The following is a 26314-nucleotide window of genomic DNA, read 5'->3' as shown; positions in this document are numbered from 1 at the left end:
AGAAAGTTCAAATGAAAAAAATCGTCTTTCGTTTTTTTGCGTTAGCCATGCTTGCTGGCCTATGCACTTCTTACAGCTTTGCGGAAAAGACGCAAACTGCACAAGGCTTGCAAATTACCTCTGGGCCCATTTCAAAACCGGGTATACCGGAGGAAGCATACTCTGGGTTTAACATCAGTTGTGACGAGCAGTTACAACCGAACCGAGTCGTCATTAGTGGCGGACTCAGTGCGGAAAGTATTAGTCCTAAGGATGGAAGCACGCAGCTCGAAAAGCAAATGTCTGCGATACGCGCCTATGTCGAAAGTAAAGGTGGCATCTTAATCGAAAAAGAACGCTTAAGGGCGGCGCGCAATCCTGAAAAGGCGAATGATGGCAGCATGAAAATGCCCTACATTCAGGTGCAACGCATTGAGGCCGAATTTCCGATCAACGCCCATCTTGACGAGTTGATCGAAAAACTCTTCAAATTGGGCTTAGATCGCTATGGAAAAGATGCTGGTATAGATGTCTATTCTTCGCGAGAGTATAAGAACATCAGTTTTTATCGTATTGCGAAACAAGATGAGCAATTAGCTGCCGCAGTTTCGCGTTGTATGCGCAAAGAGGCGCCAACAATTTGTCCAAATCTTGCTCCTGAAAGTTGCATCGCTAAGATGAAACTAGTCTCTGCCTATGCACAGACCGGTAGCATCGTGACCGCGGAAGCCTATCACAACACGCTACATCTATTACTTATCAAGCAGTCGGTTCCGCAAAGAGTTGAGCCTATCGAAACCGTTGGCACCCAGAATATCACCTTACAAATGACGATCGATGGTCGTATTGCCTGTGAGGCGACGAGTGCTTCTGCAGCGCAAGCTGGCATGGGCAAAAAAGGTGAGGAATGAAAAAAACGACCCGTATTATCCAGTTAAGTGGTTTTTTGATTTTAGCTCTGGCAGCCCTGAGTACTAGCGATATTTGGGCAGACATGAAATATGACATGGCGGAGCTCTTACCCTCGTACATGGCAGGTGAAAGCGCAAAAACAATCGATGCCTTGGGTTATCCTGAAGACCGCGATGCGAATCAACATTTGTCTCTGGAAGCGCGATTATTTTACAGCACCCTCTTAGGGCGACCAGTTGGCTTGACGAGTGCAGATATCGCGTTTGAGAATCTACCCAAAAATTTATCTTATGTTGGTTTTAGTTTTGCTGTGGCGGCCAGGCAAGCACTGCAACTTCCCAGTGGTGCTACCAGCACCAGCGCAGCCTTCCTTGAGGAATTCTTAACAGGAACAACGGAAGCTTATCCCATCAAGGATTTACCAATAGACCTGCCACAAGGCATGCATGCGGATGACCTCGCCATGCTGCATATTTATGCTCTTGTCATGTCAAATCAAGCCGACAGTACGGTGCAATTATTGGAAAAGCATTTGCAGAGTACGAATGATTTTACGCGGCATTTTGTGATCATGGCATTGCGCAGTATAGGAACAGCCAAGGCTCGTGAATTGATTAAGAGCCGCGCTAACAATTCCGATGACACAATCATGGCGCGTGATGCTTTGGGCTTGGTCGTCCCCAACTTTATCGAGCCTAAACAATATGCGAGTGAGGTCGCGATTACCAAACGATTTCGCAATACGATGTTAGCGCAAGCCAAAGAGAAAGATACTTCTTCGATTCTCCCAACGATGCTACTTGGTTTTGTCGGTGAAGATGCGCCAGCAGAGCAAATTGCCGCTGAACGAGACTTTTTGATGAATCTCTATGAAACTGCGGACAACGCCTTGTGGCGAAAATATATGTATGGCTACGCATCACTCGCTTTTCGATTCAAAGTACCCTATGAGCATTGGGTGCGTATGTATCAGAGCGATAGTGATCCATTAAGACGCTCATTTATCTTGCGCTCCATGGCGGCACAGTACCCAGATCTTTTTTTTCAACGTGCACTTTTGCTGTTTGAAAAAGAAAAAAATGGTGCTGTCCAATTGGAGTTTTTCTCCTTGTACGCTAATTTGATCGAAGGTGGGCAACTCTTTGGGCCCTTCGATGCGATTTGGATGCCAAACCTGCGTTATCGCTTGGCTTACCCTTGGTCTAAGGGCGGCAGAAAACGATCAGCCAGCGCCTTATTCGATGCATGGGCGAATGGGAAAATCGCTGAAGATACGCATTGGCCAGTCTGGATGGCAGATTTAATGCGAGCCGAAGATGAAGCAAAATTTTTGTTGGGCTATCTACGGATGAAAAATCGCGATGCGTATTCTGCTTATGCCTTAAGGCAGATTAAAGATAAACGTATGTTACCTGTGATTCGTTACTTGATCAGTGTCGAAACCAAAGGTGATGTGAAACAAGCGACGCAAGAAGCGTTTGATGGTCTGGAGAATAGAAATGCCGGTAAGGAAAATTCCTGCTGTGGTCCAAGCGAAGTCTGTCTTCGCGAACAAATTCTTGATGCCGCAGTTCATGAGGCGAAGCTTAGCTCGCAAAGTCAAGCGCAACACTATCTAAAAAATCTCCCAGGAACGCAGATGAAACTAGAGTTCATAGATGACTTAAAACGTCGAGCCAAAGTTTCTACGAATGGGAAAAATGTAAAAACCTGGGAATATTGGTTAGGCTGTTGGCGGCCTGAAGTGCCAGCTACGAAATAGCGCGTGTAGGGCGCATCGCGATGCGCCGCATTTGACCGTTATGCATAGCGCCCGATCCAATATGGCTTCTTCATTCGGGTCGAAGGTTGCTCCTGTTGGAACGCACATCAATTATTGGAAGCAGGCGTTTATCCTAAGGATTTGGCAGACTGCGTTTAGATCAGCCTTGATGAAAAAGCGAGTCCATACGACGCATCGTGATGCGTCCTACAAAAGCCGTTTTCCTGACGCCCTACCGTGTTAAATTTCAGGTGAAACGCAAAGAAAAAAATCAAAGCCCCAATACCTATGCGCCTTCTGGCTTACTTTGCTCTTGAAAGGCGCATGAAAACCAGGTGAGGACCGTAAGCCGAAATGACTTGTGCGGCGCAATGGCCTTCATCTGTTACGCCATTCCCATCCTTGAACTAGGTAAAAAAGACGCTATCTCTGGCTGTGCAGGAATGGCGTCTTGATATGTTTCATATCTGACGGAACAGGATTTGTTCAAGGATATTTTTGCGATCCCCAGCTTAATCCTGCGGCCGGATAATCAGTTTGCCGGTGGCTTTTCTGGCGACTAGCAGATTCATGGCTGTGGCGCAGTCGTTCAGGCTGTAGCGTCCCGAAATGTGCGGGCGGATTTTTTTCTCATGGAACCAGCCGACCAGTTGCTGCATCGCTTGCAGATTGGCGGCGGGTTCACGGCGCACGAAATCGCCCCAGAACACGCCCAGTATCGAGGCACCTTTGAGTAAGGGCAGGTTGAGCGGGATTTTTGGGATTTCACCATTTGCAAAACCGATCACCAGGTAGCGGCCGCGCCAGGCGATGGAGCGGAAGGCGGCTTCGGCATAGTCGCCGCCGACCGGATCAAAAATCACATCCGGACCTTGTTTGCCGGTTGCGGCTTTGAGCTGATCGCGCCAGTCGGCGTCGCTGTAGTTGATGCAGATATCGGCGCCGTGTTCTACGCAGACAGCCAGCTTTTCTGCGCTGGAGGCGGCTGCAATCACGCGCGCACCGGTGGCTTTGGCTATCTCTATCGCGGCAATGCCGACACCACCGGACGCACCCAGAACCAGCACGGTTTCACCGGCTTTCAGCTGTGCGCGGTCCAGCAGTGCATGGTGCGATGTGCCATAGGTGAGGGTGATGGCGGCAGCGGTATCGTCGTCCATGCCGGCCGGAACCGGGAAAATCGCCTGCTGCGGCGCTAATAACTGTTGTGCAAATGCACCATGTCCAACGAAGGCAATCACGCGGTCGCCGGCTTTGAAATGCTTTACTTCAGCGCCGGTGGCCTGCACGATGCCGCATGCCTCGCTGCCGGGAGTGAAGGGTAATTCGGGTTTGAATTGATATTTGTTTTGGATGATCAGGACATCGGGGAAGTTGATGCCTGCTGCCTGTACCTGGATCAGTACTTCTTGCGGGCCTGGTGTTAAGTCAGGAATTTCGCAGACTTCCAGGGTCTCAGGTGGTCCCCATTGTTTGCATACGACAGCCTTCATTGTTCGTCTCCGGGTTAAATAATAGTACGGTCGTTAGATTTTGATTATGCCTGATTTTTTTCATTGGAAAGAAATTTGTTTTTGTGCATCGGGTAGAATGCCCGATATGAAAATTCTACTCAGTAATGATGATGGTTATCTCGCTCCTGGCATCCAGCAACTGGCGCAGGAGTTGTCGCAATTTGCAGACGTGACGGTGGTCGCGCCTGACAGTAACCGCTCCGGTGCATCGAATGCATTGACGCTGGATCGCCCGCTCTCGGTACAGCGTGCGCCGAATGGTTTTTATTTTGTGAATGGTACGCCGTCTGACTGTGTGCACATTGCACTGACTTCTATCATGCGCGAACGTCCCGATTTCGTCATTTCCGGCATCAATCAGGGCCAGAATATGGGCGACGACACCTTGTATTCGGGCACAGTGGCGGCGGCTACCGAAGGCTATTTGTTTGGTATTCCCGCGCTCGCATTTTCACAAGTGGATAAAGGCTGGCGTGAGCTGGAATCTGCCGCGCAGATCGCGGCCGCAATGGTCAGGCATGGTGAGTTTGGGCTGGCTGCGCCTTATTTGCTGAATGTGAATATACCGAATCTGCCACGCGCAGACATTCAGGGTGTGCGTAAGACCCGGCTGGGTAAGCGCCATGCATCTGAACCGGTGATTGCGATGCGTGATCCGCATGAGCGTGAAATTTACTGGATAGGGCCACCCGGCGCAGTCAGAGACGGCGGCGAGGGGACGGATTTTGATGCGACTGCACGCGCGTTTGTGTCAGTGACGCCGCTGCAAATAGATCTGACCAATTTCCGTCAGCTGGATGCATTGAATGTGGATGGCTGGACTTTGGGTGACTTATGAGTTCGGGTGAGAAGCGTTTCCCGCTGTCGCTGTCTTCTGTGGTCGATAAAAAAACTGCCAGACCGGAGCGTCGTATTGTCGATGGCTCGTCGCAGACTGCAATGCAGAATTCGCAGTCTGCGCGTCTGGGTAAGGTGGCTGTGCCAGTGGCGGTATCGAGTGTGACTGAGCGGCCAGCGGTGCCGGATGGTGTGCGCCGTGCCATGGTGCAGCGGGTTGCGGAGCAAGGGGTCAGAGACGAGCTGGTGCTGGCTGCGATGCAGGCGATACCCCGGCATTTGTTTCTGGAGTCAGGCATGGTTGGTCAGGCCTATGTCGATGCGTCTTTGCCTATCGGCTATCAGCAAACTATTTCTCAGCCCTACATCGTGGCACGCATGATAGAAATCCTGCGTAACGGTGCCATGATGGACAGGGTGCTGGAAATCGGTACAGGGTGTGGTTATCAGGCTGCGGTCTTGTCTTTGCTGGCAAAAGATGTGTACTCAATCGAGCGCATCAAGGCCTTGCATGAGCTGGCAAAAAGCAATCTGCGTCCTATGCGCATCGCCAATATCCGCCTGCAATATGGTGATGGTATGCTGGGATTGCCGCAGGTGGCCCCGTTTGACGGTATCATACTGGCTGCCGCCGGCTTGGAAATTCCGCCTGGCTTACTGGAACAATTGCGCATCGGAGGTCGTCTGGTTGCGCCGGTGGGTGGTAAGAAGCAGGAATTGCATCTGATTGAGCGCCTCAGTCAGAAAGAATGGCGCAAAACCATCATAGAATCCTGTCATTTTGTCCCTTTGCAGCCGGGCATGGTGTGAACCTTAGGCGCTCTTCATCAGGCAAATCAGAATCAGCATGAAAAAAACAGAATATACACTTAGTCTCGTCTTCCCCTTGGCGCTCGCTGGCTTGCTGAGCGCCTGTACTTCGGTGCCGAATCAGGCGCCTATCGTTGACCGCAATCCTGCGCCTGTGGTGGCGGAGCCTGTGCCGCAACCAGCACAGCCTAAGCCGGTAGTGAAAGTGCAGGAGCCGGGTAAAACCTATGTCGTTAAGCGTGGCGACACTTTGTACAAAATCGCGCTGGATCACGGTCATAGTTACAGCGATCTGGTGGTTTGGAATAATTTGAAAAATCCAAATGACATCAAGGTCGATCAGGTATTGCGTGTCAGCTCGCCTGATCAGGCAACTGCCGGTGCGGTACAGACTATCCCTGTGGTGGGCGCTTCAGGTGTTGAGGTCAAGCCTTTATCTGCGCCGGTATCGACGAATAAGATCTCTCCTAAAGGCGATAAACGCCCTTATAGTGAGGCTACGCTGGCTGAGTTGCAAAAGCCGGATGTCAGTGCACCTGCGGTAGTCGCACGTGCAGATGTGGTGGTTCCAGTTAAGGGAGTCGAAAAAACGCAGGAAAAAACGCCGGAAAAAACGGCAGAGAAACCAGCTCAGCCTGCAGTGGCTGACAATGACAGCGTGGAGTGGGTATGGCCAGTGGATGCAAAACCGCTTGCCACATCGGATGAAAGCAGAAGTAAGGGCGTGGATTTTCCGGGTAAGTCGGGTCAGGATATTCTGGCTGCCGGAGCCGGACGTGTGATGTATGTGGGTAGTGGCATACGCGGATATGGCAATCTGGTGATTATCCGTCACAACAGTAATTTATTGTCGGCTTATGCACACAATAAAGCCATTGTTGTGAAGGAGGGACAGATGATTGCAAAAGGGCAAAAAATTGCTGAAATGGGCAATTCAGATAGTGATAATATTAAATTGCATTTCGAAATCAGGTTGAATGGTAAGTCTGTCGATCCTTTGAAATATCTGCCTGCACGATAATTCCCTGGCGCTATCCTCAGCCTGTAAGCTGTATTTGGTTTGTTTTTGCTTTGTATTTGGTTTGTTAATGCTGGCTCTGAAACATAGTACGTAGTAAGCGAGGTCACTCTGCTTCCTGGACTGATCCCATGTTCATCAACGTAATCAGCTTTGGTCTACATTATGCAAAAAACTGCAAATAGCCATAAGGAAGAGTTAGCGTCTTTTAGTGAAATTGATGCGTTAGCAGATGAGGATGTTGCTGACGACGAAACCGAAGAATCTGCCGATGATGAGGAGCGCGATTCTGCGCAGGCGACTGATCCGGTTTCTCTGGTTGTTGCCCCCATCGATGAATTGAAAAATGTATTGGCGGCAGAATTATCGACCGATACCACGCAGTATTATCTGAATCAGATTGGCACCCGTCCTTTATTTGATTCGACAGAAGAGCTGCACTATGCCACGCTGGCCAAGCAGGGGAATTTTGAAGCCAGGCAGAAAATGATAGAGCACAATCTGCGCCTGGTGGTGTCGATTGCCAAGCATTACATCAATCGCGGTGTGGCCCTGCTGGATATGATAGAAGAAGGCAATCTGGGGCTGATGCATGCGATTGATAAGTTTGAGCCTGAGCGCGGCTTCCGCTTTTCCACCTATGCGACCTGGTGGATACGCCAGAGTATAGAGCGGGCCATCATGAATCAGGCGCGCACCATACGTTTGCCGGTGCACATGGTGCGTGAGTTGAACCAGATACTCAGAGCAAAATATCACCTGGAATCGCAGCGGCGCGACGGGCGTGATGCTAATTTAGAAGATATCGCTTTGCTGGTGGACAGACCAGTCGATGAAATTCAGGATATTCTGGCTTTGTCTGAGCATGCGACTTCGCTCGATACGCCGCTCGATAATGATCCGCAATCCAGTCTGATGGATATGCTGCCCGGCGATAGTGATGATGGTCCGGATGCGCGGGCTGAGCATCATGAAATGACGGTGCTGGTGCGTGACTGGCTGTCAAAATTGCCCGATAAACAGCGTATTGTGGTGGTCAGGCGTTTCGGTCTGGATAACGACGATCCGGCCACATTAGAAACCCTTGCCGATGAAATGGGGATTACACGTGAGCGTGTGCGCCAGATACAGCAAGAGGCATTGATCAAACTGAAGCGTTCTTTCCTGTCGCGCGGCGTCAGTCGGGATGCGCTGATCTGAATTGTCCGTTTCCATGCATGGAAAACTGCGTTGAGGCGGCTACATCTTTTATAATTCGTTTTTGGATTTTCTTAACTGGCACCGCAGGGTGCCGAATTTTTTTTCATGAATACATTAGAAATTAAGTCGCTGGACATGGATGCCAGGGGCGTTGGTCATCTGCAAAATGAAGACGGCAGCCAGGGAAAAGTGGTGTTTGTTGAGGGGGCATTGCCAGGCGAACTGGTGGAATTTAACCCATACAAAAAGAAACCCAGCTGGGAAGTGGCCACTTTAGGAACGATACACCGCGCATCCTCGCAGCGAGTCGAACCTAAGTGTGAGTTTTTCGGTACTTGTGGTGGCTGTTCTATGCAGCATTTGCAAGCCGATGCGCAGGTCGCGATGAAGCAGCGTGTACTCGAAGATAACCTGTGGCATATCGGTAAAGTCAAAGCGGAAACTATGCTGCGCCCGGTCTATGGGCCAACCTGGGGTTATCGCTACCGCGCGCGCCTGTCGGTGCGCCATGTGATCAAAAAAGGCATGGTGCTGGTCGGCTTCCATGAGAAGCGTTCGCGTTACGTGGCGAATATGGAAACTTGCCAGATATTGCCACCGCATGTATCTGCCATGTTGATGCCTTTGCGTGACTTGATTACTTCGCTGTCTATTGTCGAGCAATTGCCGCAGATCGAGCTGGCCATCGGTGAGGGTGCGACAGTGATGGTATTGCGTATCATGGCGCCGCTGACGGCGGACGATGAGGTGAAACTCAAAGCCTTTGCGGATCAGCATCAGGTGCAGTGGTGGTTACAGACTAAAGGCCCGGATTCTGCCGAGCCTTATTATCCTGCGCAAAGTGATTTGCATTACCTGTTGCCAGAATTCGGTATCAAAATGCCATTCAAGCCTACCGATTTTACGCAGGTCAATCATCAGATTAACCGGGTGTTGGTGGCGCGTGCCTTGCGTTTGCTGGATGTGCAGAAAGATGAGCGGATCGCCGATCTGTTCTGTGGGTTGGGTAATTTTACCTTGCCGATCGCGACGCTGGCGCGTGAAGTGGTGGGGATAGAGGGTAGCACGGCATTGACTGAGCGTTCGCTGGAAAATGCGCGTCTGAATGGCTTGTCCGACAAAACCAGTTTCAGTACCCGTAATCTGTTTGAGGTGACTGCGGATGATTTGATTGCGCTGGGTAAGTTTGACCGTTTTCTGGTCGATCCGCCGCGTGATGGCGCGATGGCGCTGTGTCAGGCGCTGGCTGAATTGTCTCAGCGTGCGCCGGAAATGCGCCCTAAGCGGCTGGTGTATGTCTCTTGTAGTCCATCCACCCTGGCGCGCGATGCCGGCATCCTGGTAACTACAGCCGGTTATCGTCTGAGTTATGCCGGTGTCGTCAACATGTTCCCGCACACTTCGCATGTGGAGTCTATGGCTGTTTTTGACCTGGCAGACTGAGAATAAGCTGGTCAACACATGATCTTGGCGGATAGATATGCTGTCTTTCCGCCAAGTCATGTTTGTGCGTTTGATTCATGCTAAAATCTAAGGTTAGATGAATTCTTGAGTTTTTGTCTTAACCCTTTCTTTTTATTGGAGTTTTTAGATGGCTATCGAACGCACATTGTCTATCATCAAACCTGACGCGGTTGCAAAAAACGTAATCGGTCAAATTTACAGCCGTTTCGAAGGCGCTGGCCTGAAAGTGATCGCTGCACGTATGGCACAATTGTCCCGCGCTGAAGCAGAAGGCTTCTACGCTGTTCACCGTGAGCGTCCTTTCTTCAAAGATCTGGTTGACTTCATGGTTTCCGGTCCAGTTATGATCCAGGTTCTGGAAGGCGAAGGCGCAATCCTGAAAAACCGCGATCTGATGGGCGCAACTGATCCTAAGAAAGCAGAAAAAGGCACAATCCGTGCAGATTTCGCTGATTCCATCGATGCAAACGCAGTTCACGGCTCTGACGCTGCTGAAACAGCGGCTGTGGAAATCGCTTACTACTTCCCAGCATTGAACGTCTACTCCCGTTAATCCGGGTCTGGATCTGTTTTTAGTTTGATTTGTCCTGGCATCGCGAGCAGTGTTTGCGGTGCCAGGCGAAAGAAAAGTCATGACGGCACTTGTAAACTTACTTGATTTTGATCCTGAGCAGCTCATTGCCTATTGTGGTGAGTTGGGGGAAAAGCCGTTTCGTGCCAAGCAGTTGCAGCGTTGGATACATCAGTTTGGTGTGAGCCAGTTTGATCAGATGACTGATCTGGCGAAGTCTTTACGTGAAAAATTGGCGACGCGCGCGATGATAGCTGCGCCCAATGTGATCAGTGATAACACCTCATCGGATGGTACCCGTAAGTGGTTAATTGATGTGGGTCAGGGTAATGCTGTTGAAACAGTGTTTATTCCCGAAGAAAACCGCGGCACCCTGTGTATTTCTACCCAGGCTGGCTGTGCGGTGAATTGCCGTTTTTGTTCTACCGGCAAACAAGGTTTTAATCGTAATCTCAGTGTGTCTGAGATTATTGGTCAGCTGTGGATGGCTGAGTTCGAATTGCGTAAGACCAAAGGTATTGCGACCGGCCCTAAGGGTGAACGTCAGATCACAAACGTGGTGATGATGGGTATGGGCGAGCCTTTGCTGAATTTTGATCCTACCGTTGCTGCTTTGCGTCTGATGCTGGACGATAATGCCTATGGCTTATCGCGTCGCCGTGTGACGGTGTCGACCAGCGGTGTGGTGCCGATGATGGATAAGTTGTCGCAGGAATGCCCTGTGGCGCTGGCGGTCTCGTTGCATGCCTCGAATGATGCACTGCGTGATGGTTTGATTCCGTTGAATAAGAAATATCCGCTTAGCGAACTGATGGCGGCTTGCCGTCGCTATCTGGAGTTTGCTCCGCGCGACTTTATTACCTTTGAATACTGCATGCTGGATGGTGTAAATGACAGCGACGAGCATGCACGTGAATTGATACGTTTGGTGCGTGATGTGCCTTGCAAGTTCAATCTGATACCGTTTAACCCTTTTCCGGAATCCGGCTTGAAACGTTCCGCCAATCCACGCATCAAGGCATTTGCCCAGGTGTTGATGGATGCGGGTATCGTGACCACCACCCGCAAAACACGCGGTGATGATATCGATGCTGCATGCGGACAGTTGGCGGGTGAAGTGAAAGACCGTACCCGGGTGCAGGAACGCATGCAAAAGATGGCAGAGTACCAGAAGAAGTTTGGCGAAAATTTCGGCAAAATTGTGGAGATTACTCAGTGATATTTTCCAGATTCAGTACACGTTATAAACGCTTGGCCGCATTCGTGCTGGCTGTTTCAATGTTAGGTTGTGCTTCAAAGGGCGCGCTCGATGTGGAAAAGGAGGGCGTGACTGAATCAGTGGAAAAACAGGAGTTGCAAAAGCGGGCTGCAATACGCATGCAACTCGCTGTTGGCTACTATCAGCAGGGGCAACAAAAAGTCGCGCTGGAAGAGATACGTCAGGCTTTGACAATTACCCCTGACTTGCTCGATGCCTATGCATTGCGTGCACTGATTTTCATGGATATGGGCGAGAAACAGCTGGCCGAAGATAATTTTTTGCGCGCGCTGAAAATAGCCCCTGCCAATGTCGATATTGCGAATAACTATGGCTGGTTCTTGTGTCAGAACGGTCGTGAAAAGCAAGGCCTGCAATATCTTGAACGCGCGATGAAAGACCCGAATTATGCGACACTGGGCAAGGCGTTCAATAATGCAGGTTTGTGCAGCTTGCGTCTGCGCGATTCTGGCGCGGCTGAAGTGTATTTTTTACAGGGCTTCCGCCAGGAGCCTTCTAATCCGGGTATTAATGCCAATCTGGCCAAGATTTATTTTGACCGCGGTGATTATGCTCAGGCCCGCTTTTATATCGGGCGTGTACTGAAAATGGAAGTGATGGCCGCCGATGTGCTTTGGCTGGCAATCAAAATCGAAAAGCGGTCTGGAGATGAGGCTGCAGTTGCTGGTCTGGCCACGCAATTGCGCAGACGTCATCCTGGTTCGAAAGAATTTTTGCTTTTGCAAAAGGGTGCATTTGATGAGTGAAGGTGATTTGGATGTGGTTGGTGATGCGAATTCATCAGATGTGGCCGCAAAAGAAAAAGACCTGAAACAGGATGCCGGGCAGCAGCTCGCTCTAGCCAGATCCCGTATGGGGCTGAGTGTGGATCAGGTAGCTGAACATTTAAAGCTGTCGCCTAAGCAGATACAGGCGATAGAAGCGAATGCATTTAACTTGTTGCCAGAGATGGTGATCGTACGTGGCTTTATACGCTCCTACGCGAAGTTGGTGAAACTCGATGCCCAGGCCTTACTGGTGACTTTGCCTGCAGTTGCAGCTCACAACAGGCCAGTAGAGGCGGATTTTCGTCCTACGTTGGCAACACCTTTTCTGGAATCGAAAACCCGATTTCTTGCGAGGTCTGATCAGACCAATCGCAAGTATCTGATCGGCGCCATATTGCTGGGTCTGGCTGCTTTGGTCTTTGTCGGTGTGCAAAAGCTGGAGCAAACGGAGTGGTTTGCGAGGCAGCTTGCTTCATTCAATGCACCGGTAGCGGCGCCAACTGCTGAGCCTGTGCCTGCCTCTGTGGCGGCTGAGTCAGTGCAGGTCAGCCAGCCCGCCAGTTTGCCTGTCGCGAATCAGATTCAGCCGGAGAAAAGCCTGACTGAAATTTTGCAGGCCCCTGCATCTGCAGTGAAGGAAGCGCCGGCTGAGGCGGAGCCCGCGCCTGTAAAAGAAGTGCAGACCCCAGTGCAGGACAATGCCTTAACACTCAAGTTCCGCCAGGATTCCTGGGTGCAGGTTAAAAAAGAAAATGGTGAAGTAGTCGCATCCCGTTTGTTCAAAGCAGGATCTGAAGAAAAATTTGATTTGTCGCTTCCTCTGCAACTGAGAATCGGTAATGCCGCTGGTGTGGATGTTGTGGTGCGTGGCGCTGCGATGCCCGTCGCAGTGAATAAAGAAACTAACGTCATTAATCTGAATATTAAATAATAATGGATCCGTTTTTGTCTGAGATAGTCTCTGGTCCTGCAGCACGTCTGCAGCGCCGGTCTGCAAAAGTTGTTTATGGCGATAAGATCGTCGTAGTTGGCGGTGGCGCTCCGGTCGTGGTGCAATCGATGACGAACACGGATACCGCTGATGTAATCGGTACTGCGATACAAATCAAAGAACTGGCACGTGCCGGTTCTGAGCTGGTTCGCATTACCGTGAATAATCATGAGGCTGCACGGGCGGTGCCGGATATTCGCAATCAGCTCGATAAAATGGGTATTGATGTGCCGCTGGTGGGTGACTTTCACTATAACGGCCATACCCTGCTCAAGGAAGTACCAGAGTGTGCGCAGGCCTTGTCCAAGTATCGCATCAATCCGGGTAATGTAGGGCAGGGTGCGAAGCGCGACACTCAGTTTGCGCAGATGATAGAAATCGCCTGCCAGTACGATAAGCCGGTGCGCATAGGCGTGAACTGGGGCAGCCTGGATCAGGCTTTGCTGGCGCGGATTATGGATGCCAACGCGGCCCGTTCCCAGCCCTGGAGTGCGCAGTCCGTGATGTACGAGGCGCTGATCACTTCAGCGATTGAAAATGCGGAACGTGCAGAAGAGCTGGGTTTGTCCGGCGATAAGATTATTCTGTCCTGTAAGGTGTCCGGTGTGCAGGATCTGATCGCGGTTTATCGCGAATTGTCAGCGCGTTGCGACTATCCTTTACATCTTGGTCTGACAGAAGCAGGCATGGGTAGCAAAGGCATCGTCGCGTCAACTGCAGCCTTGTCTGTGTTGCTGCAACAGGGTATAGGCGATACGATCCGAATCTCGCTCACACCTGAGCCTGGCGGTGATCGCTGCAAGGAAATCGTAGTAGCGCAGGAAATACTGCAAACCATGGGCTTGCGTAAATTCACGCCTATGGTGATCGCTTGCCCGGGTTGTGGCCGGACTACCTCTACCGTGTTCCAGGAGCTGGCGGATGATATCCAGACTTTCCTGCGTGATCAGATGCCAGTCTGGAAGACACAATACCCTGGCGTGGAAAATATGAATGTCGCAGTAATGGGTTGTATCGTCAATGGGCCGGGTGAATCCAAACATGCGCATATCGGCATCAGCTTGCCTGGTACCGGTGAATCACCGGCAGCACCGGTGTTCATTGATGGCGAGAAGGCGATGACGCTGCGCGGCGAAAATATCGCACAAGAATTCCAGAAAATCGTGCTGGACTATGTGCAGCGCAATTACGCTCAGAAATAAGGATGGGCTCAGTCCGCGCTGTAGTCGCTGCGGTCAGTTCTGAAAGATTAATTTGTTAGGCTTGTTATGTCAGAGAATAAAAAACTAGAAAAAATTGTTGGCGTAAAAGGGATGAACGATATTCTTCCTGCCGACGCTGGTATGTGGGAGTTGTTGGAAAATACAGTGCAGTCTGTATTGAAAAGCTATGGCTTCCAACAAATCCGCACCCCTATCGTTGAGCCTACGCCTTTGTTTGCCAGAGGTCTGGGTGAAGTGACGGATATCGTCGAAAAAGAGATGTACTCTTTTGAAGATTCGATGAATGGCGATAAGCTGACGCTGCGTCCGGAAGGAACTGCCGGTGTGGTGCGTGCTGCGATTGAGCATAATCTGGTGTATGACGGTCCTAAGCGTCTGTGGTATGTGGGACCGATGTTCCGCCATGAAAAGCCGCAGCGTGGCCGCTACCGTCAGTTCTATCAAACCGGTATTGAGGCACTGGGCTTTACCGGTCCCGATATCGATGCAGAGCTGATCCTGATGTGTCAGCGCTTGTGGGATGATCTGGGTTTGCAGAATGTACGCCTGGAATTGAATTCCATCGGTGATGCCGGTGAACGTAACGCACACCGTGCGGCACTGATCGCTTATTTCGAGCAGCATATCGACATACTCGATGCGGAAGCCAAGCGTCGTCTGCATGCAAACCCTTTACGCATACTCGATACCAAAAATCCGGCGATGCAGGAGATGGTGAATGCGGCGCCTAAGCTGATCGAGTATCTTGGCAGCGAGTCGCTGGCCCACTTTGAAGGGGTGCAGGCGATACTGCGTCAAAACAATGTGCCATTCACGATTAACCCTCGTCTGGTGCGTGGCATGGATTACTACAACCGCACAGTATTCGAATGGGTGACCGATGAGTTAGGTTCTCAGGGTACCGTGTGTGCCGGTGGTCGTTACGATACCTTGTTCTCCACCTTTGGCGGTAAGCCAACCCCAGCCTGTGGCTTTGCAATGGGGATGGAGCGTTTGCTGGAATTAATGAAGGCAAACGGTGAAATGCACGAACCTGCGCAATGTGATGTCTATCTGGTGCATCAATCCACTGAGGCGCAGATGCAGGCGATGGTGCTGGGTGAACGTTTGCGTGACGCGGGTCTGAACGTGGTGTTGCATTGTGCGACGGCGACCGGTGTCGGTAGTTTTAAATCGCAGATGAAAAAAGCGGATGCGAGTGGTGCAGCATACGCTGTTATCATAGGCGAGGACGAAGCAGTGAATCAGCAGGCTTCGGTCAAGGCCTTGCGCGCTGATGAGCAGGAGACAAATCAGGTGACTGTGCCGTTTGACACTGTGGTGGATTATTTGCTGGATCAGATCGCCGGTGAGCACCACGGCGATGACTGCTGCGATGACCCTGATCATATTCATTTACATTAATTAAATTAGAAAAATATGGCTTACGATTTAGAAGAACAAGAGCAGCTTGATACCCTCAAAGCGACTTGGAAGCAGTATGGCAATCTGATTACCTGGACCCTGATCGCGGCGCTGGGCTCGTATGCGGGCTGGGTGCAGTGGAATAATTATCAGCGTAATCAGTCGGGTCAGGCTTCTCAGTTATTTGAAGAATTGTCGAAGTCTGTGGCGGCTAAAGATGCGCAGAAAATTCAACGCGTATCGGCCGATATGAAGGAGAAATATCCTTCTACAAATTATGCGGCGATGGCTGCGCTGACCACGGCAAAAGCGGCGTATGAAGCGAATGACCTGAAGGCTGCCAAGGCAAATCTGCAATGGGTGATTGATTCCGGTAAAAACGAAGAATATAAAGCGCTGGCAAAGATTCGTCTGGCTGGTGTTTTGCTGGATGAAAAAGCCTATGAAGAAGCGCTGAAAGTGTTGTCGGCTGAATTCCCGGCCGAGCTGCAGGCAGAAGTTGCGGATCGCAAGGCGGACATTCTGGTAGCTCAGGGTAATACTGCGGATGCAAAAAAATCCTATCAGCTCGCTCTGGATAAAATGACGGACAAAAGCCCCGCCAAACAACTGGTGCAGTTGAAACTGGATGCATTGGGTGGTGCTGTAGCTCAGGACAAACAATAATCGGAGTGTGTATGCATGTGTTTCTGAAGTCGCTTCCTATCGCTTTGCTGGCAGGTCTGACAGCGTGTTCTTCTTTGAATCCGTTTTCATCCAAATCGGATGCGAAATCGCCAGTCGCGCTGGTCGAGATTAAATCCAGTCTGGCAGTGCGCCAGGCGTGGTCTGTTTCTGTTGGTTCCGCAGGTAACCAATTATTTGCACCGGCAGCAGATGCTGGCAAAGTTTATGCAGCTGCAGCAGATGGTACCGTCATCAGAATTGATCAGGCTTCGGGAAAAACTGACTGGCGCGTGAGCGCCGGTGTCAAGCTCACTGCTGGCGTCGGTGTTGGCATGAATACCGTAGTCGTTGCGGCAGAAAAAGGTGGCTTGCAGGCGTTTACTGCGGATGGCACAGCGAAATGGAAGATTCAGGAAAGCAGTGAAGTGTTATCTGCGCCTGTGGTTGGTGGCGGACTGGTGATCGTACGCGGTAGTGATAATCGCATCAGTGCCTATGATGTCGATAGCGGTGCAAAAAAATGGACGGTGGAACGCCAGTTGCCAGCGCTGACCTTGCGTGCAGCACCTGGTCTGGTGATTTACAACGATACAGTGATTGTCGCTTTGCCGGGTGGCCGCATGCTGGCTTTAGCGCTCAGCAATGGCGGCGTGCGTTGGGAGGCTGTGGTTGGTGAGCCGAAAGGTGCGACCGAGCTGGAGCGTGTGGCTGACGTATCCGGATTGCCATTTGTGGTTGGAAAAGATGTCTGTGCCAGCTCTTATCAGGGCCGGGTGGGATGTTTTGATGTGAAAACAGGTGCAGTGCGCTGGACCAAGAATTTGTCCAGCCAGGTTGGTGTTGGTGCCGACGAGCGTTTCGTGTTTGCTGCCGATTTGGCCGGCGTAGTGAATGCGTATGCAAAAGAGGGTGGCGCCAGTGCCTGGAGAAATGAAAAGTTAGGTTATCGTCAGTTGTCTGCACCTGTCTCTTTTGGGCGTGCAGTGGTTGTCGGTGATTATGCAGGTTATCTCCATTTTCTCTCAAGAGAAGATGGTTCTTTCATCGGTCGTCTCAGTACCGATGGTAGTCAGATTTTGGGAACGTCAGTTGTGGCGGGATCGAATCTGATTGTTCAAACAAAGTCAGGATCAGTTGTCGCTATCGCGACCGAATAAATTAAATGAAGCCGGTTATTGCACTTATAGGTCGACCTAATGTCGGCAAATCCACGCTGTTCAATCGGCTCACCCGTTCACGTGATGCCCTGGTGGCCGATTTACCGGGCTTGACCCGAGATCGCCACTACGGTGAGGGCAGGGTTGGAGAGCGTCCCTTTCTGGTGATAGATACAGGTGGTTTCGAGCCTGTTGCCAAGGAAGGTATCGTTCACGAAATGGCCAAGCAGACCAAGCAGGCGGTCGCTGAAGCCGATGTGGTTATTTTTATCGTTGATGGTCGTCAGGGACTTACCCCGCACGACAAAACAATTACTGATTATCTGCGTAAATCAGGCAGATCAGTCATGCTGGTCGTGAATAAAGCAGAGGGTATGCGTTACACCTCAGTCACAGCTGATTTTTACGAATTAGGCATGGGTGATCCGTATGTGATTTCTGCGGCTCACGGTGATGGTGTTGCCGATCTGGTGGAAGAAGCGCTGGATATCGCCTTTACTCAGCGTCCTGCCGAGGACGAGTCTGAGCTGCCGCAAGAAAAAGGCATACGTATCGCTATCGTTGGTCGCCCTAATGTGGGTAAGTCGACGCTGGTCAATACTTTGCTGGGTGAAGATCGTGTGATCGCATTCGATATGCCGGGCACTACCCGTGATTCGATAGAAATCCCGTTTGAGCGCGATGGGAAAAATTACTCCCTCATCGATACGGCGGGTATCCGTCGTCGCGGCAAGGTATTTGAAGCAATTGAGAAATTCTCTGTTGTCAAAACCCTGCAATCCGTTTCAGAAGCCAATGTGGTTTTGTTGATGCTGGATGCGCAGCAGGATATTTCTGAACAGGATGCGCATATTGCCGGCTTTATTCTGGAGTCTGGCCGTGCCCTGGTGGTTGGCGTGAATAAATGGGATGGCTTGCAAAGCGACAGGCGTGATGAGATCAAGATGGATATTGAACGTAAGCTCAATTTCCTGACTTTCGCAAAATTTCACTTTATCTCTGCACTCAAGTCGACAGGCATAGGACCTTTAATGAAGTCGATAGATGCAGCTTACGAAGCAGCGATGGTGAATCTGTCTACGCCTAAGCTCACACGTGCCCTGATTGAGGCGGTTGAGCATCAACAACCTAAGCGTAAAGGCTCTATCCGTCCTAAATTGCGCTATGCGCATCAGGGTGGTCAGAATCCGCCGATTATCGTTATCCACGGCAATGCGCTGGATGCGGTGGGTGATGTCTATAAGCGTTATCTGGAAAAGCATTTCCGCGAAACTTTCTCGCTGACGGGTACTCCGCTGCGTATAGAAATGCGCTCCGGTAAAAATCCTTTCGATAAGTCGAAATGATGTTCATTTTTTAAAAATTTTTATTTTTAGCAATAATCAATTTGCGCTAAAGATAAAATGTAGTTTAGAGTTATTCCGTAATACAACTTGGGGTAGGGCTTGATACTGAGCAATTCGCCCCAATCTCCTGATCACAACAACACAATGGAGCTGCTATGAGTAATAAAGGGCAATTGTTACAAGACCCGTTTCTGAACGCTTTGCGTAAGGAACATATTCCTGTTTCTATTTATCTGGTTAACGGTATTAAACTGCAAGGACATATTGAGTCTTTCGACCAGTATGTGGTCTTGCTCCGCAACACAGTGACACAAATGGTATACAAACACGCCATTTCTACCGTCGTCCCAGCCCGTGCGGTGAGTATCAATTCTGAAGCGGACGCTGAGTAAATTTTGAATTTTTGTATTTTCTTTAGGTTGGCAGATTAATGCGTGCCATTCTTGTCGGGGTTGATTTTGGTCGGGAAGATACGACTGCAAGTCTGGAAGAACTAACGCTGCTAAGCCAATCTGCCGGTGTACAGCCGGCACATGTATTGACTTGTAAACGCAATGCGCCTGATGCAGCTTTGTTTGTTGGTTCTGGTAAAGCGCAGGAGATAGCAGATTTGGTGGCTGACGATCAGTTAGAGGTCGTCATCTTTAATCATGCCTTATCCCCTGCTCAGCAGCGGAATCTGGAGCGCGTTTGTAAGGTGCGTATTGTGGACCGTACCAGCCTGATACTGGACATTTTTGCGCAAAGAGCAAAAAGCCATGACGGTAAGCTGCAGGTCGAGCTGGCTCAGTTGCAGCATTTGGCGACCCGTCTGGTGCGGGGCTGGACCCATCTGGAGCGTCAAAAAGGTGGTATCGGCTTACGTGGTCCAGGTGAGACCCAGCTGGAGACGGACCGACGCTTGCTTGGCGATCGCGTCAAGATGCTGAAGTCGCGTCTGGATAAGTTACAGAAGCAACGTGAAACCCAGCGCCGCGCGCGAGGCAGGAATCAAGAGTTTACGGTGTCCCTGGTCGGGTACACCAATGCAGGAAAATCCACTTTGTTCAATGCGCTGACCAAGGCGGGTACCTATGCAGCAGATCAGTTATTTGCAACGCTGGACACGACTTCGCGGCGCTTGTATCTGGGTGAATCTGGCAGCATCGTGATTTCAGATACCGTTGGTTTTATTCGTGAGTTGCCACATCAATTGGTCGCCGCGTTTAAGGCGACCCTGGAAGAGACTATCCATGCAGATCTGTTGCTGCATGTGGTGGATGCGGGCAGTGCGGTACGCGAGGATCAGATGGCACAGGTAAATCTGGTTCTGAAAGAAATTGGTGCGGATAATGTGCCGCAGTTGATCGTCTTCAACAAGATAGATTTGACAGATACTGCGCCCAGTGTCGGCTATGACGAGTATGGTAGAATCGAACGTATTTCCGTAAGTGCAAGAACTGGTGCTGGCCTTGATTTATTGAGGCAGGCAGTTGCGGATTTTGCGCTGCAAAAGGCGCAACAGATTTCGGGGAAAAAGGGCCAGGCACCTGATCCCGACGATATCCGTTTTTTGTAACAGTAGTCCAACCTACTAATTTTGGATAGCAAAAGAATGATTGCTTCGTTTCTCAAAAGAATCGGTTTGACTTTGTCTTTAAATGACCCGCAATGGGGAAGAGGATCTAACAATCCTAAGGACGATAAAAAATCTCCCGATACGCCGCCGGATCTGGATCAGGTCTGGAAAGATCTGAATCAGCGCATCGCGCGTTTGCTGGGCGGTAAAGATGGTGGTAACGGCGGTGACGGCAATGGCTTCTCCCCTGATCCTGCCAGCGCCCGTTTTGGCGTAGGTGCAATCGCCGTTGTATTTGCCTTTGTCTGGCTGGTCAGCGGTGTGTTCATCGTTCAGGAGGGGCAGACTGCAGTCATTACCACTTTTGGAAAATACAGTCACGTTACCGGTGCCGGTATGAACTGGCGTTGGCCTTATCCTATTCAGCATCATGAAATCGTCAACGTTTCGCAGGTGCGTACTGTGGAAGTCGGTTACCGCAAATCGGTGAAGTTGAAAGAGGCCAGAGAATCACTGATGCTGACGGATGACGAAAACATTGTTGATATTCAGTTTGCAGTTCAGTACAAGCTTAAGAGCGCTGCTGAATGGTTGTATAACAACCGCGAACTCGGCAACAGCCGCGATCAGGATGAAATGATACGTCAGGTTGCTGAAACTGCGATTCGTGAAATCGTCGGTAAGAGCAAGATGGACTTCGTGCTGTATGAGGGGCGTGAAAAAGTCGCGCTCGACACCAGCGCATTGATGCAGCAGATACTGGACCGCTACAACGCAGGCGTATTGGTCACCAACGTCACCATGCAAGGTGTCCAGCCACCGGAACAAGTGCAGACAGCATTTGATGATGCGGTAAAAGCCGGACAGGATAAAGAACGCCAGAAAAATGAAGGCCAGGCCTATGCCAACGAAGTAATTCCTAAGGCTAAGGGTGAAGCGTCGCGCTTGTTGCAAGAGGCTGAAGGATATAAGTCACGTGTGGTGGCGAACGCTGAAGGTAATGCATCCCGTTTCAAACAGGTCTTGTCTGAATATCAGAAAGCACCTGCAGTGACCCGCGATCGCATGTATCTGGAAACCATGCAACAGATATTCTCCAGTACTGGCAAGCTGATGCTGGATACCAAAGCAGGCAGTAATATGTTGTATCTGCCATTGGATAAAATGCTACAGACGCCTGATCCTGCTGCAAAACCAGTGGCTCCGGTGGCGCCGCCTGCAACTGAGCAGATTCCTACCGTTGAAATGCGTTACAGTAAAGATGGGCGATCCAGAGATAGCCGTGATTCTCGTGATCGGGAGACAAGATAATGAGTAAATTAGCTAGTGTATTCGCCTCTTTAGTGGCAGCGCTGATCTTCGCGTATTCGACAATTTTCGTGGTTGATCAAAAGTCGCACGCTATCGTCTTTTCCTTCGGTGAAGTGAAGTCCGTGATCAGTGAACCTGGTCTGCATTTCAAGTTGCCACCACCGTTTCAGAATGTCTTGTTTTTAGATAAGCGCAATCTGACGATAGACTCTGCCGAAGCAGATCGTTTCATCACTGCCGAGAAAAAGAACATTTTGGTGGATTCTTATGTGAAGTGGAAAATCACTAACCCTAAACTCTACTTCGTGAGTTTTGGCAGTGATGAGCGTAAGGCCCAGGACCGTTTATCGCAAATCGTGAAAGCTGCTTTGAATGATGAAATCACCAAGCGTTCAGTGCGTGATGTGATTTCCGGCGAACGCGGCAAAGTCATGGAAGCGATCAAAGCCAAGGTCACTGAAGAAGCACGTCAGATCGGTGTGGATATTATTGACGTACGTTTGAAGCGCGTTGATTACGTAGAGCAGATTAATAACTCTGTGTATGAGCGTATGAAGGCGGAGCGTACACGTGTTGCGAACGAATTGCGCTCGACTGGCGCGGCAGAATCTGAGAAAATTCGGGCTGACGCTGACCGCCAGCGTGTTGTGATTCTGGCGGAGGCTTATCGCGAAGCGGAGCAAATGAAGGGTGCTGGTGATGCTGAAGCGTCGCAGATTTATGCGCAGGCATTTGGACAGAATCCAGAATTTTATAAATTCTATAAGAGTCTGGAAGCCTATCGCAGCACTTTCCGGAGCAAATCGGATGTGATCGTGGTTGATCCTAGTTCTGATTTCTTCAAATATTTTAAGGGTTCTAATCCTGCCGGTGCGACTGCCGCGCCAGCGAAAACGAAATAAGCGTTTCATCCTGACTTACTGACCCAGACTAGCGATCCGCACCTTAACCGGTGCGGATCGCATTTTGTTGCGGTCTTTCTTTTTTTGAATGTTTTTCATGCCAAACTGGCTTTTACCTGAGAATATTGCAGATATCTTGCCGTCTGAGGCGCGCAAGATTGAGGATTTACGTCGCGTTTTTCTGGATCATTTCCGCCTCTACGGCTATGAAATGGTGATGCCGCCTATGCTGGAGTACATCGAGTCCTTGCTGACCGGTGCCGGGCAGGATATGGACTTACGTACTTTTAAACTGGTGGATCAGATTTCTGGCCGCACCATGGGTTTGCGTGCGGATATGACGACCCAGGTGGCTCGCATCGATGCGCATTTGTTGAATCGCAATTATGTGACTCGCCTGTGCTATGCGGGCAGTGTATTGCATACCCGTCCTTCGGGTTTGCATGCAACCCGTGAGCCAGTTCAGATCGGTGCTGAAATCTATGGTCATGCTGGCTTGGAAGCGGATGCGGAAATCCATGAAATCGTGATCGGTTGCCTGCAGGCGGTTGGCGTTAATAATGTGCGTCTGGATCTGTGCCATGTTGGTGTGTTGCGCTCCATCCTGGAGTTGGATGCGCGTGCCAAGGCTGACGAAGATAAGCTGTATGCCTTGCTGGAAGCGAAGGATGTGCCTGGTATAGACGCGATCAGTGCTGCCTATGCACCGGTAGTGCGGTCTGCTTTGCTGGCCTTGCCTTCGCTATATGGCGATGTGAGCATACTCAAAACCGCGCGTATGCGTCTGCCGCAAGTGGCTGGCATAGAAAAAGCATTGAGTGAACTCGAAGTATTGTCTAATCTGGTTGGCGCAGATCATGTCATCATCGATCTGGCCGATTTGCGTGGCTACCACTATCACAGTGGTGTGATGTTCAGTGCCTTTGTCAGCGGCTTACCGAATGCAGTAGCACGTGGTGGTCGCTACGACCATGTGGGTGAGGCTTTTGGCAGGGCGCGTCCGGCGACCGGGTTCTCGCTCGATTTGCGCGAACTGGCCAGGCTGATGCCTGCTGCGGGACGTAAAGTCGCCATCCGCGCTCCCTGGAGCCGTGATTCTGCGTTGCGTGAAAAAATTAAAGCATTGCGTGATGCTGGTGAAGTAGTTATACAAAGCATGCCAGGTCATGAGAATGAACAAGACGAATTCGACTGCAATCGCGTAGTTGTTTTCGATGGTGAAAATTGGATTCTTCAAAATGTGGACTAAGTGATGTCGAACAATAAAATCGCAAAAAATGTCGTAGTTATCGGTACTCAGTGGGGTGATGAGGGTAAAGGTAAGATCGTAGACTGGCTGACTGATCATGCACAGGGCGTAGTACGCTTTCAGGGTGGTCATAATGCAGGTCATACGCTGGTCATCGGTGGCCAGAAAACCGCGCTGCAATTAATCCCGTCCGGGATTATGCGTGAAGGTACTGCCTGCTACATCGGTAATGGCGTGGTGTTATCCGTGCCTGATCTGCTGCGTGAAATCGATAAGCTGCAAGCGAATGGTGTTGAAGTCGCTTCGCGCCTCAAGATTTCCGAGGCTTGCCCTGTGATTCTGCCTTATCACACTGCATTGGATGCAGCGCGTGAAGCGGCGCGTGGTGCGGCAAAAATCGGTACTACCGGCAAAGGTATAGGCCCTGCTTACGAAGATAAAGTAGCGCGCCGTGCAATCCGCGTGGCTGACTTGTTGAATGCAGAGCGCTTTGCAGAAAAACTCAAAGAAAATCTGGATTACCACAACTTTGTGCTGACGAATTATCTGCATGCACCTGCGGTGGATTTCCAGAAAACGCTGGATGATGCGCTGGCCCTGGTGCCGCGCCTGCGTCCTATGGTGGCGGATGTGTCGAGTGAATTGTATGCCGCGCATAAAGCGGGTGCCAGCCTGCTGTTTGAAGGTGCGCAGGGCAGTTTACTGGACGTTGATCATGGTACCTATCCTTTTGTCACATCGAGTAACTGTGTAGCCGGTAATGCGGCAGCTGGTGCCGGTGTTGGCCCTAACATGTTGCACTACATTCTGGGCATCACTAAGGCCTACACAACCCGTGTGGGTTCCGGTCCTTTCCCGTCTGAATTGCCTACCGATGCAGGCGTCGGCCATCATTTGGCCAGCGTTGGTCATGAGTTTGGTACTGTGACTGGCCGTGCGCGTCGTTGCGGCTGGTTTGATGCAGCTTTGCTCAAGCGTTCGGTGCAAATTAACGGTGTGTCCGGCATGTGCCTGACTAAGCTGGATGTGCTCGATGGTCTGGAAAGTCTGAAGCTGTGCACAGGTTATCTGATCGATGGTAAGCCAGTTGACATTTTCCCGGTCGGCGCGGAAGAGGCATCCCGTTGTGTGGCTGTCTATGAAGAAATGCCAGGTTGGACTGAGTCCACCGTTGGTGCTAAAACGATGGAAGCGTTGCCGCTGAATGCGCGCAATTACATCAAACGTATTGAAGAGTTGGTTGGTGTGCCGGTAGATATGGTTTCTACTGGCCCGGATCGCGAAGAAACTATCGTTCTGCGTCATCCGTTTAATTAAGAAAGAAATAAGAAATATGAATACTCCTGAATCTGACGATAAGCACCTGTGGGTTTCCTGGGACGCTTATCACCGTTCTATCGAACAGCTGGCTTTGAAGGTGCATGAGTCAGGCTGGAAGTTTGATCAGGTACTGTGTCTGGCGCGTGGCGGTTTGCGTCCTGGTGATATTTTCTCGCGTATCTTCGATGTGCCGCTGGCGATTTTGTCGACCAGCTCTTACCGTGAAGAAGCAGGCACTGTGCAGGGCTCGCTGGATATCGGTAAATACATTTCGATGACTAAGGGTTCTTTGCAGGGACGTGTTCTGGTGGTGGATGACCTGGTCGATTCCGGCGTTACCCTGGAGCGTGTATTGCATCATCTGCGTGAAAATTTCCCTGGTGTGACTGAGGTAAAGTCCGCGGTAATCTGGTTTAAAGCATGCTCTACAGTAGAGCCAGATTATTATGTGGATCACCTTCCTACGAACCCATGGATACATCAGCCGTTTGAAGAATATGACGGTATCCGTCCGCATCAGTTGAATGCGTGGCTGAAAAGAGGCGAAACTGCGTAAGTCTGGCCCAATTTGAAAACAGAAGCTCAGGCTTCTGTTTTTTTATGTGTACGTAAAGGATGTGACTGGGTTCGGTGCGGACAGTTGCTGGTGAGGTGAGTGTAAGGGTGGGTATCGGGTGCAGAATGCAAAAAGCCCGGTCAATTTTCACTGACCGGGCTTAGCAATCTTGGTGCCCACGGAGGGACTCGAACCCCCACACCTCGCGGCACATGGACCTGAACCATGCGCGTCTACCAATTCCGCCACGTGGGCAACGGAAGACCGCTATTATAGGGTAATGTGCGTGGTTTGCACAGGGGGTAAGGGAAATTTATGCTGTGCGGTGGCAGGGTGCTTGGTAAAGGGTGTTGATTCTGGGGTGATTGCGGGCTGAACAATGCAAAAGGCCCGGTCAATTTTCATTGACCGGGCCTAGCAATCTTGGTGCCCACGGAGGGACTCGAACCCCCACACCTCGCGGCACATGGACCTGAACCATGCGCGTCTACCAATTCCGCCACGTGGGCAACGGAAGA

Annotated in this window: 24 protein-coding genes and 2 tRNA genes; 23 read left to right on the top strand and 3 right to left on the bottom strand. The window is 50.6% G+C overall.

The features are described from left to right. Positions 1–11 precede the first annotated feature (11 nt). Positions 12–890 carry an SIMPL domain-containing protein gene (locus EYB48_RS13935; RefSeq protein ID WP_162020972.1) on the top strand — a complete coding sequence of 293 codons (879 nt, stop codon included), beginning with the start codon at positions 12–14 and terminating at the stop codon, positions 888–890. Continuing rightward, a complete protein-coding gene (locus tag EYB48_RS13930) occupies positions 887–2653 on the top strand; it encodes a hypothetical protein (protein WP_162020971.1) in 1767 nt (588 codons plus the stop codon). The genes EYB48_RS13935 and EYB48_RS13930 overlap by 4 nt, the downstream gene beginning before the upstream one ends. Positions 2654–3165: 512 nt before the next feature. Here the strand turns inward: EYB48_RS13930 and EYB48_RS13925 are convergent. Next, the gene (locus EYB48_RS13925) at positions 3166–4146 is read right to left on the bottom strand and encodes an NADPH:quinone oxidoreductase family protein (protein ID WP_162020970.1); all 981 of its coding nucleotides are present in this window, start codon (positions 4144–4146) and stop codon (positions 3166–3168) included. A gap of 106 nt (positions 4147–4252) precedes the next feature. On the opposite strand from EYB48_RS13925, the gene surE reads away from it, so the two are divergent. The 21 genes from surE (at position 4253) to EYB48_RS13820 (ending at position 25796) form a co-directional block, all read left to right on the top strand. Continuing rightward, entirely contained in the window at positions 4253–5005 is a 753-nt protein-coding gene (surE, locus tag EYB48_RS13920; protein WP_162020969.1) for a 5'/3'-nucleotidase SurE, read from the top strand. Next, positions 5002–5814 carry a protein-L-isoaspartate(D-aspartate) O-methyltransferase gene (locus tag EYB48_RS13915; protein ID WP_162020968.1) on the top strand — a complete coding sequence of 271 codons (813 nt, stop codon included), beginning with the start codon at positions 5002–5004 and terminating at the stop codon, positions 5812–5814. The genes surE and EYB48_RS13915 overlap by 4 nt, the downstream gene beginning before the upstream one ends. Before the next feature lie 37 nt (positions 5815–5851). Next, positions 5852–6835: a peptidoglycan DD-metalloendopeptidase family protein gene (locus tag EYB48_RS13910; RefSeq protein ID WP_162020967.1), complete on the top strand. Its 984-nt coding sequence runs from the start codon at positions 5852–5854 to the stop codon at positions 6833–6835. 162 nt (positions 6836–6997) lie between these two features. Next, a complete protein-coding gene (gene rpoS, locus EYB48_RS13905) occupies positions 6998–8032 on the top strand; it encodes an RNA polymerase sigma factor RpoS (RefSeq protein ID WP_162020966.1) in 1035 nt (344 codons plus the stop codon). Positions 8033–8137: 105 nt separating this feature from the next. Next, positions 8138–9475: a 23S rRNA (uracil(1939)-C(5))-methyltransferase RlmD gene (rlmD, locus tag EYB48_RS13900; RefSeq protein WP_162020965.1), complete on the top strand. Its 1338-nt coding sequence runs from the start codon at positions 8138–8140 to the stop codon at positions 9473–9475. Between the two features lie 148 nt (positions 9476–9623). After that, positions 9624–10049 (top strand): nucleoside-diphosphate kinase, encoded by a 426-nt coding sequence (ndk, locus tag EYB48_RS13895; RefSeq protein WP_050412223.1) that lies wholly within the window; start codon positions 9624–9626, stop codon positions 10047–10049. A 79-nt stretch (positions 10050–10128) separates the two neighbouring features. Then, positions 10129–11286 (top strand): dual-specificity RNA methyltransferase RlmN, encoded by a 1158-nt coding sequence (rlmN, locus tag EYB48_RS13890; protein ID WP_162020964.1) that lies wholly within the window; start codon positions 10129–10131, stop codon positions 11284–11286. Continuing rightward, positions 11283–12092, top strand: a complete 810-nt coding sequence (pilW, locus tag EYB48_RS13885) for a type IV pilus biogenesis/stability protein PilW (protein ID WP_328823413.1) — start codon at positions 11283–11285, stop codon at positions 12090–12092. The genes rlmN and pilW overlap by 4 nt, the downstream gene beginning before the upstream one ends. Then, a complete protein-coding gene (locus EYB48_RS13880) occupies positions 12085–13044 on the top strand; it encodes a helix-turn-helix domain-containing protein (protein ID WP_162020963.1) in 960 nt (319 codons plus the stop codon). The genes pilW and EYB48_RS13880 overlap by 8 nt, the downstream gene beginning before the upstream one ends. 14 nt (positions 13045–13058) lie before the next feature. Next, positions 13059–14306, top strand: a complete 1248-nt coding sequence (gene ispG / locus EYB48_RS13875; RefSeq protein WP_235935138.1) for a flavodoxin-dependent (E)-4-hydroxy-3-methylbut-2-enyl-diphosphate synthase — start codon at positions 13059–13061, stop codon at positions 14304–14306. Between the two features lie 66 nt (positions 14307–14372). Continuing rightward, positions 14373–15731: a histidine--tRNA ligase gene (gene hisS, locus EYB48_RS13870; RefSeq protein WP_162020961.1), complete on the top strand. Its 1359-nt coding sequence runs from the start codon at positions 14373–14375 to the stop codon at positions 15729–15731. A gap of 15 nt (positions 15732–15746) precedes the next feature. Continuing rightward, positions 15747–16397, top strand: a complete 651-nt coding sequence (locus EYB48_RS13865) for a YfgM family protein (RefSeq protein WP_162020960.1) — start codon at positions 15747–15749, stop codon at positions 16395–16397. Between the two features lie 11 nt (positions 16398–16408). Next, positions 16409–17554: an outer membrane protein assembly factor BamB gene (bamB, locus tag EYB48_RS13860; protein ID WP_162020959.1), complete on the top strand. Its 1146-nt coding sequence runs from the start codon at positions 16409–16411 to the stop codon at positions 17552–17554. Positions 17555–17559: 5 nt separating this feature from the next. Further along, positions 17560–18900, top strand: a complete 1341-nt coding sequence (der, locus tag EYB48_RS13855; protein ID WP_162020958.1) for a ribosome biogenesis GTPase Der — start codon at positions 17560–17562, stop codon at positions 18898–18900. A 155-nt stretch (positions 18901–19055) separates the two neighbouring features. Continuing rightward, complete coding sequence (gene hfq, locus EYB48_RS13850; protein WP_162020957.1) at positions 19056–19292, top strand: RNA chaperone Hfq; 237 nt, start codon at positions 19056–19058, stop codon at positions 19290–19292. 38 nt (positions 19293–19330) lie between these two features. Further along, the gene (gene hflX / locus EYB48_RS13845) at positions 19331–20458 is read left to right on the top strand and encodes a GTPase HflX (RefSeq protein ID WP_162020956.1); all 1128 of its coding nucleotides are present in this window, start codon (positions 19331–19333) and stop codon (positions 20456–20458) included. 36 nt (positions 20459–20494) lie between these two features. Then, a complete protein-coding gene (hflK, locus tag EYB48_RS13840) occupies positions 20495–21769 on the top strand; it encodes an FtsH protease activity modulator HflK (protein WP_162020955.1) in 1275 nt (424 codons plus the stop codon). Then, positions 21769–22671 (top strand): protease modulator HflC, encoded by a 903-nt coding sequence (gene hflC, locus EYB48_RS13835; protein ID WP_162020954.1) that lies wholly within the window; start codon positions 21769–21771, stop codon positions 22669–22671. Before hflK ends, hflC begins: the two co-directional genes overlap by 1 nt. 97 nt (positions 22672–22768) lie before the next feature. Further along, a complete protein-coding gene (locus tag EYB48_RS13830) occupies positions 22769–23920 on the top strand; it encodes an ATP phosphoribosyltransferase regulatory subunit (protein ID WP_162020953.1) in 1152 nt (383 codons plus the stop codon). 3 nt (positions 23921–23923) lie between these two features. Continuing rightward, positions 23924–25237 carry an adenylosuccinate synthase gene (locus EYB48_RS13825; protein ID WP_162020952.1) on the top strand — a complete coding sequence of 438 codons (1314 nt, stop codon included), beginning with the start codon at positions 23924–23926 and terminating at the stop codon, positions 25235–25237. Between the two features lie 16 nt (positions 25238–25253). Next, positions 25254–25796 (top strand): phosphoribosyltransferase, encoded by a 543-nt coding sequence (locus EYB48_RS13820; protein WP_162020951.1) that lies wholly within the window; start codon positions 25254–25256, stop codon positions 25794–25796. Positions 25797–25966: 170 nt separating this feature from the next. Here EYB48_RS13820 and EYB48_RS13815 read toward each other — a convergent pair. Both EYB48_RS13815 and EYB48_RS13810 read right to left on the bottom strand, forming a co-directional pair. Then, a tRNA-Leu gene (locus tag EYB48_RS13815) sits at positions 25967–26051 on the bottom strand. A 169-nt stretch (positions 26052–26220) separates the two neighbouring features. Beyond that, a tRNA-Leu gene (locus EYB48_RS13810) sits at positions 26221–26305 on the bottom strand. Between the last annotated feature and the right edge of the window lie 9 nt (positions 26306–26314).

Source organism: Cognatundibacterium crateris (genome assembly GCF_010078235.1).
GTDB classification, from domain to species: domain Bacteria; phylum Pseudomonadota; class Gammaproteobacteria; order Burkholderiales; family Burkholderiaceae_D; genus Undibacterium; species Undibacterium crateris.
This window is presented reverse-complemented; position numbering and strand designations above follow the sequence as displayed.

Coding starts and splice junctions, on each gene's coding strand:
- EYB48_RS13935 (WP_162020972.1), top strand. CDS start 12: ATGAAAAAAATCGTCTTTCGTTTTTTTGCGTTAGCCATGCTTGCTGGC.
- EYB48_RS13930 (WP_162020971.1), top strand. CDS start 887: ATGAAAAAAACGACCCGTATTATCCAGTTAAGTGGTTTTTTGATTTTA.
- EYB48_RS13925 (WP_162020970.1), bottom strand. CDS start 4,146: ATGAAGGCTGTCGTATGCAAACAATGGGGACCACCTGAGACCCTGGAA.
- surE (WP_162020969.1), top strand. CDS start 4,253: ATGAAAATTCTACTCAGTAATGATGATGGTTATCTCGCTCCTGGCATC.
- EYB48_RS13915 (WP_162020968.1), top strand. CDS start 5,002: ATGAGTTCGGGTGAGAAGCGTTTCCCGCTGTCGCTGTCTTCTGTGGTC.
- EYB48_RS13910 (WP_162020967.1), top strand. CDS start 5,852: ATGAAAAAAACAGAATATACACTTAGTCTCGTCTTCCCCTTGGCGCTC.
- rpoS (WP_162020966.1), top strand. CDS start 6,998: ATGCAAAAAACTGCAAATAGCCATAAGGAAGAGTTAGCGTCTTTTAGT.
- rlmD (WP_162020965.1), top strand. CDS start 8,138: ATGAATACATTAGAAATTAAGTCGCTGGACATGGATGCCAGGGGCGTT.
- ndk (WP_050412223.1), top strand. CDS start 9,624: ATGGCTATCGAACGCACATTGTCTATCATCAAACCTGACGCGGTTGCA.
- rlmN (WP_162020964.1), top strand. CDS start 10,129: ATGACGGCACTTGTAAACTTACTTGATTTTGATCCTGAGCAGCTCATT.
- EYB48_RS13880 (WP_162020963.1), top strand. CDS start 12,085: ATGAGTGAAGGTGATTTGGATGTGGTTGGTGATGCGAATTCATCAGAT.
- hisS (WP_162020961.1), top strand. CDS start 14,373: ATGTCAGAGAATAAAAAACTAGAAAAAATTGTTGGCGTAAAAGGGATG.
- EYB48_RS13865 (WP_162020960.1), top strand. CDS start 15,747: ATGGCTTACGATTTAGAAGAACAAGAGCAGCTTGATACCCTCAAAGCG.
- bamB (WP_162020959.1), top strand. CDS start 16,409: ATGCATGTGTTTCTGAAGTCGCTTCCTATCGCTTTGCTGGCAGGTCTG.
- der (WP_162020958.1), top strand. CDS start 17,560: ATGAAGCCGGTTATTGCACTTATAGGTCGACCTAATGTCGGCAAATCC.
- hfq (WP_162020957.1), top strand. CDS start 19,056: ATGAGTAATAAAGGGCAATTGTTACAAGACCCGTTTCTGAACGCTTTG.
- hflX (WP_162020956.1), top strand. CDS start 19,331: ATGCGTGCCATTCTTGTCGGGGTTGATTTTGGTCGGGAAGATACGACT.
- hflK (WP_162020955.1), top strand. CDS start 20,495: ATGATTGCTTCGTTTCTCAAAAGAATCGGTTTGACTTTGTCTTTAAAT.
- hflC (WP_162020954.1), top strand. CDS start 21,769: ATGAGTAAATTAGCTAGTGTATTCGCCTCTTTAGTGGCAGCGCTGATC.
- EYB48_RS13830 (WP_162020953.1), top strand. CDS start 22,769: ATGCCAAACTGGCTTTTACCTGAGAATATTGCAGATATCTTGCCGTCT.
- EYB48_RS13825 (WP_162020952.1), top strand. CDS start 23,924: ATGTCGAACAATAAAATCGCAAAAAATGTCGTAGTTATCGGTACTCAG.
- EYB48_RS13820 (WP_162020951.1), top strand. CDS start 25,254: ATGAATACTCCTGAATCTGACGATAAGCACCTGTGGGTTTCCTGGGAC.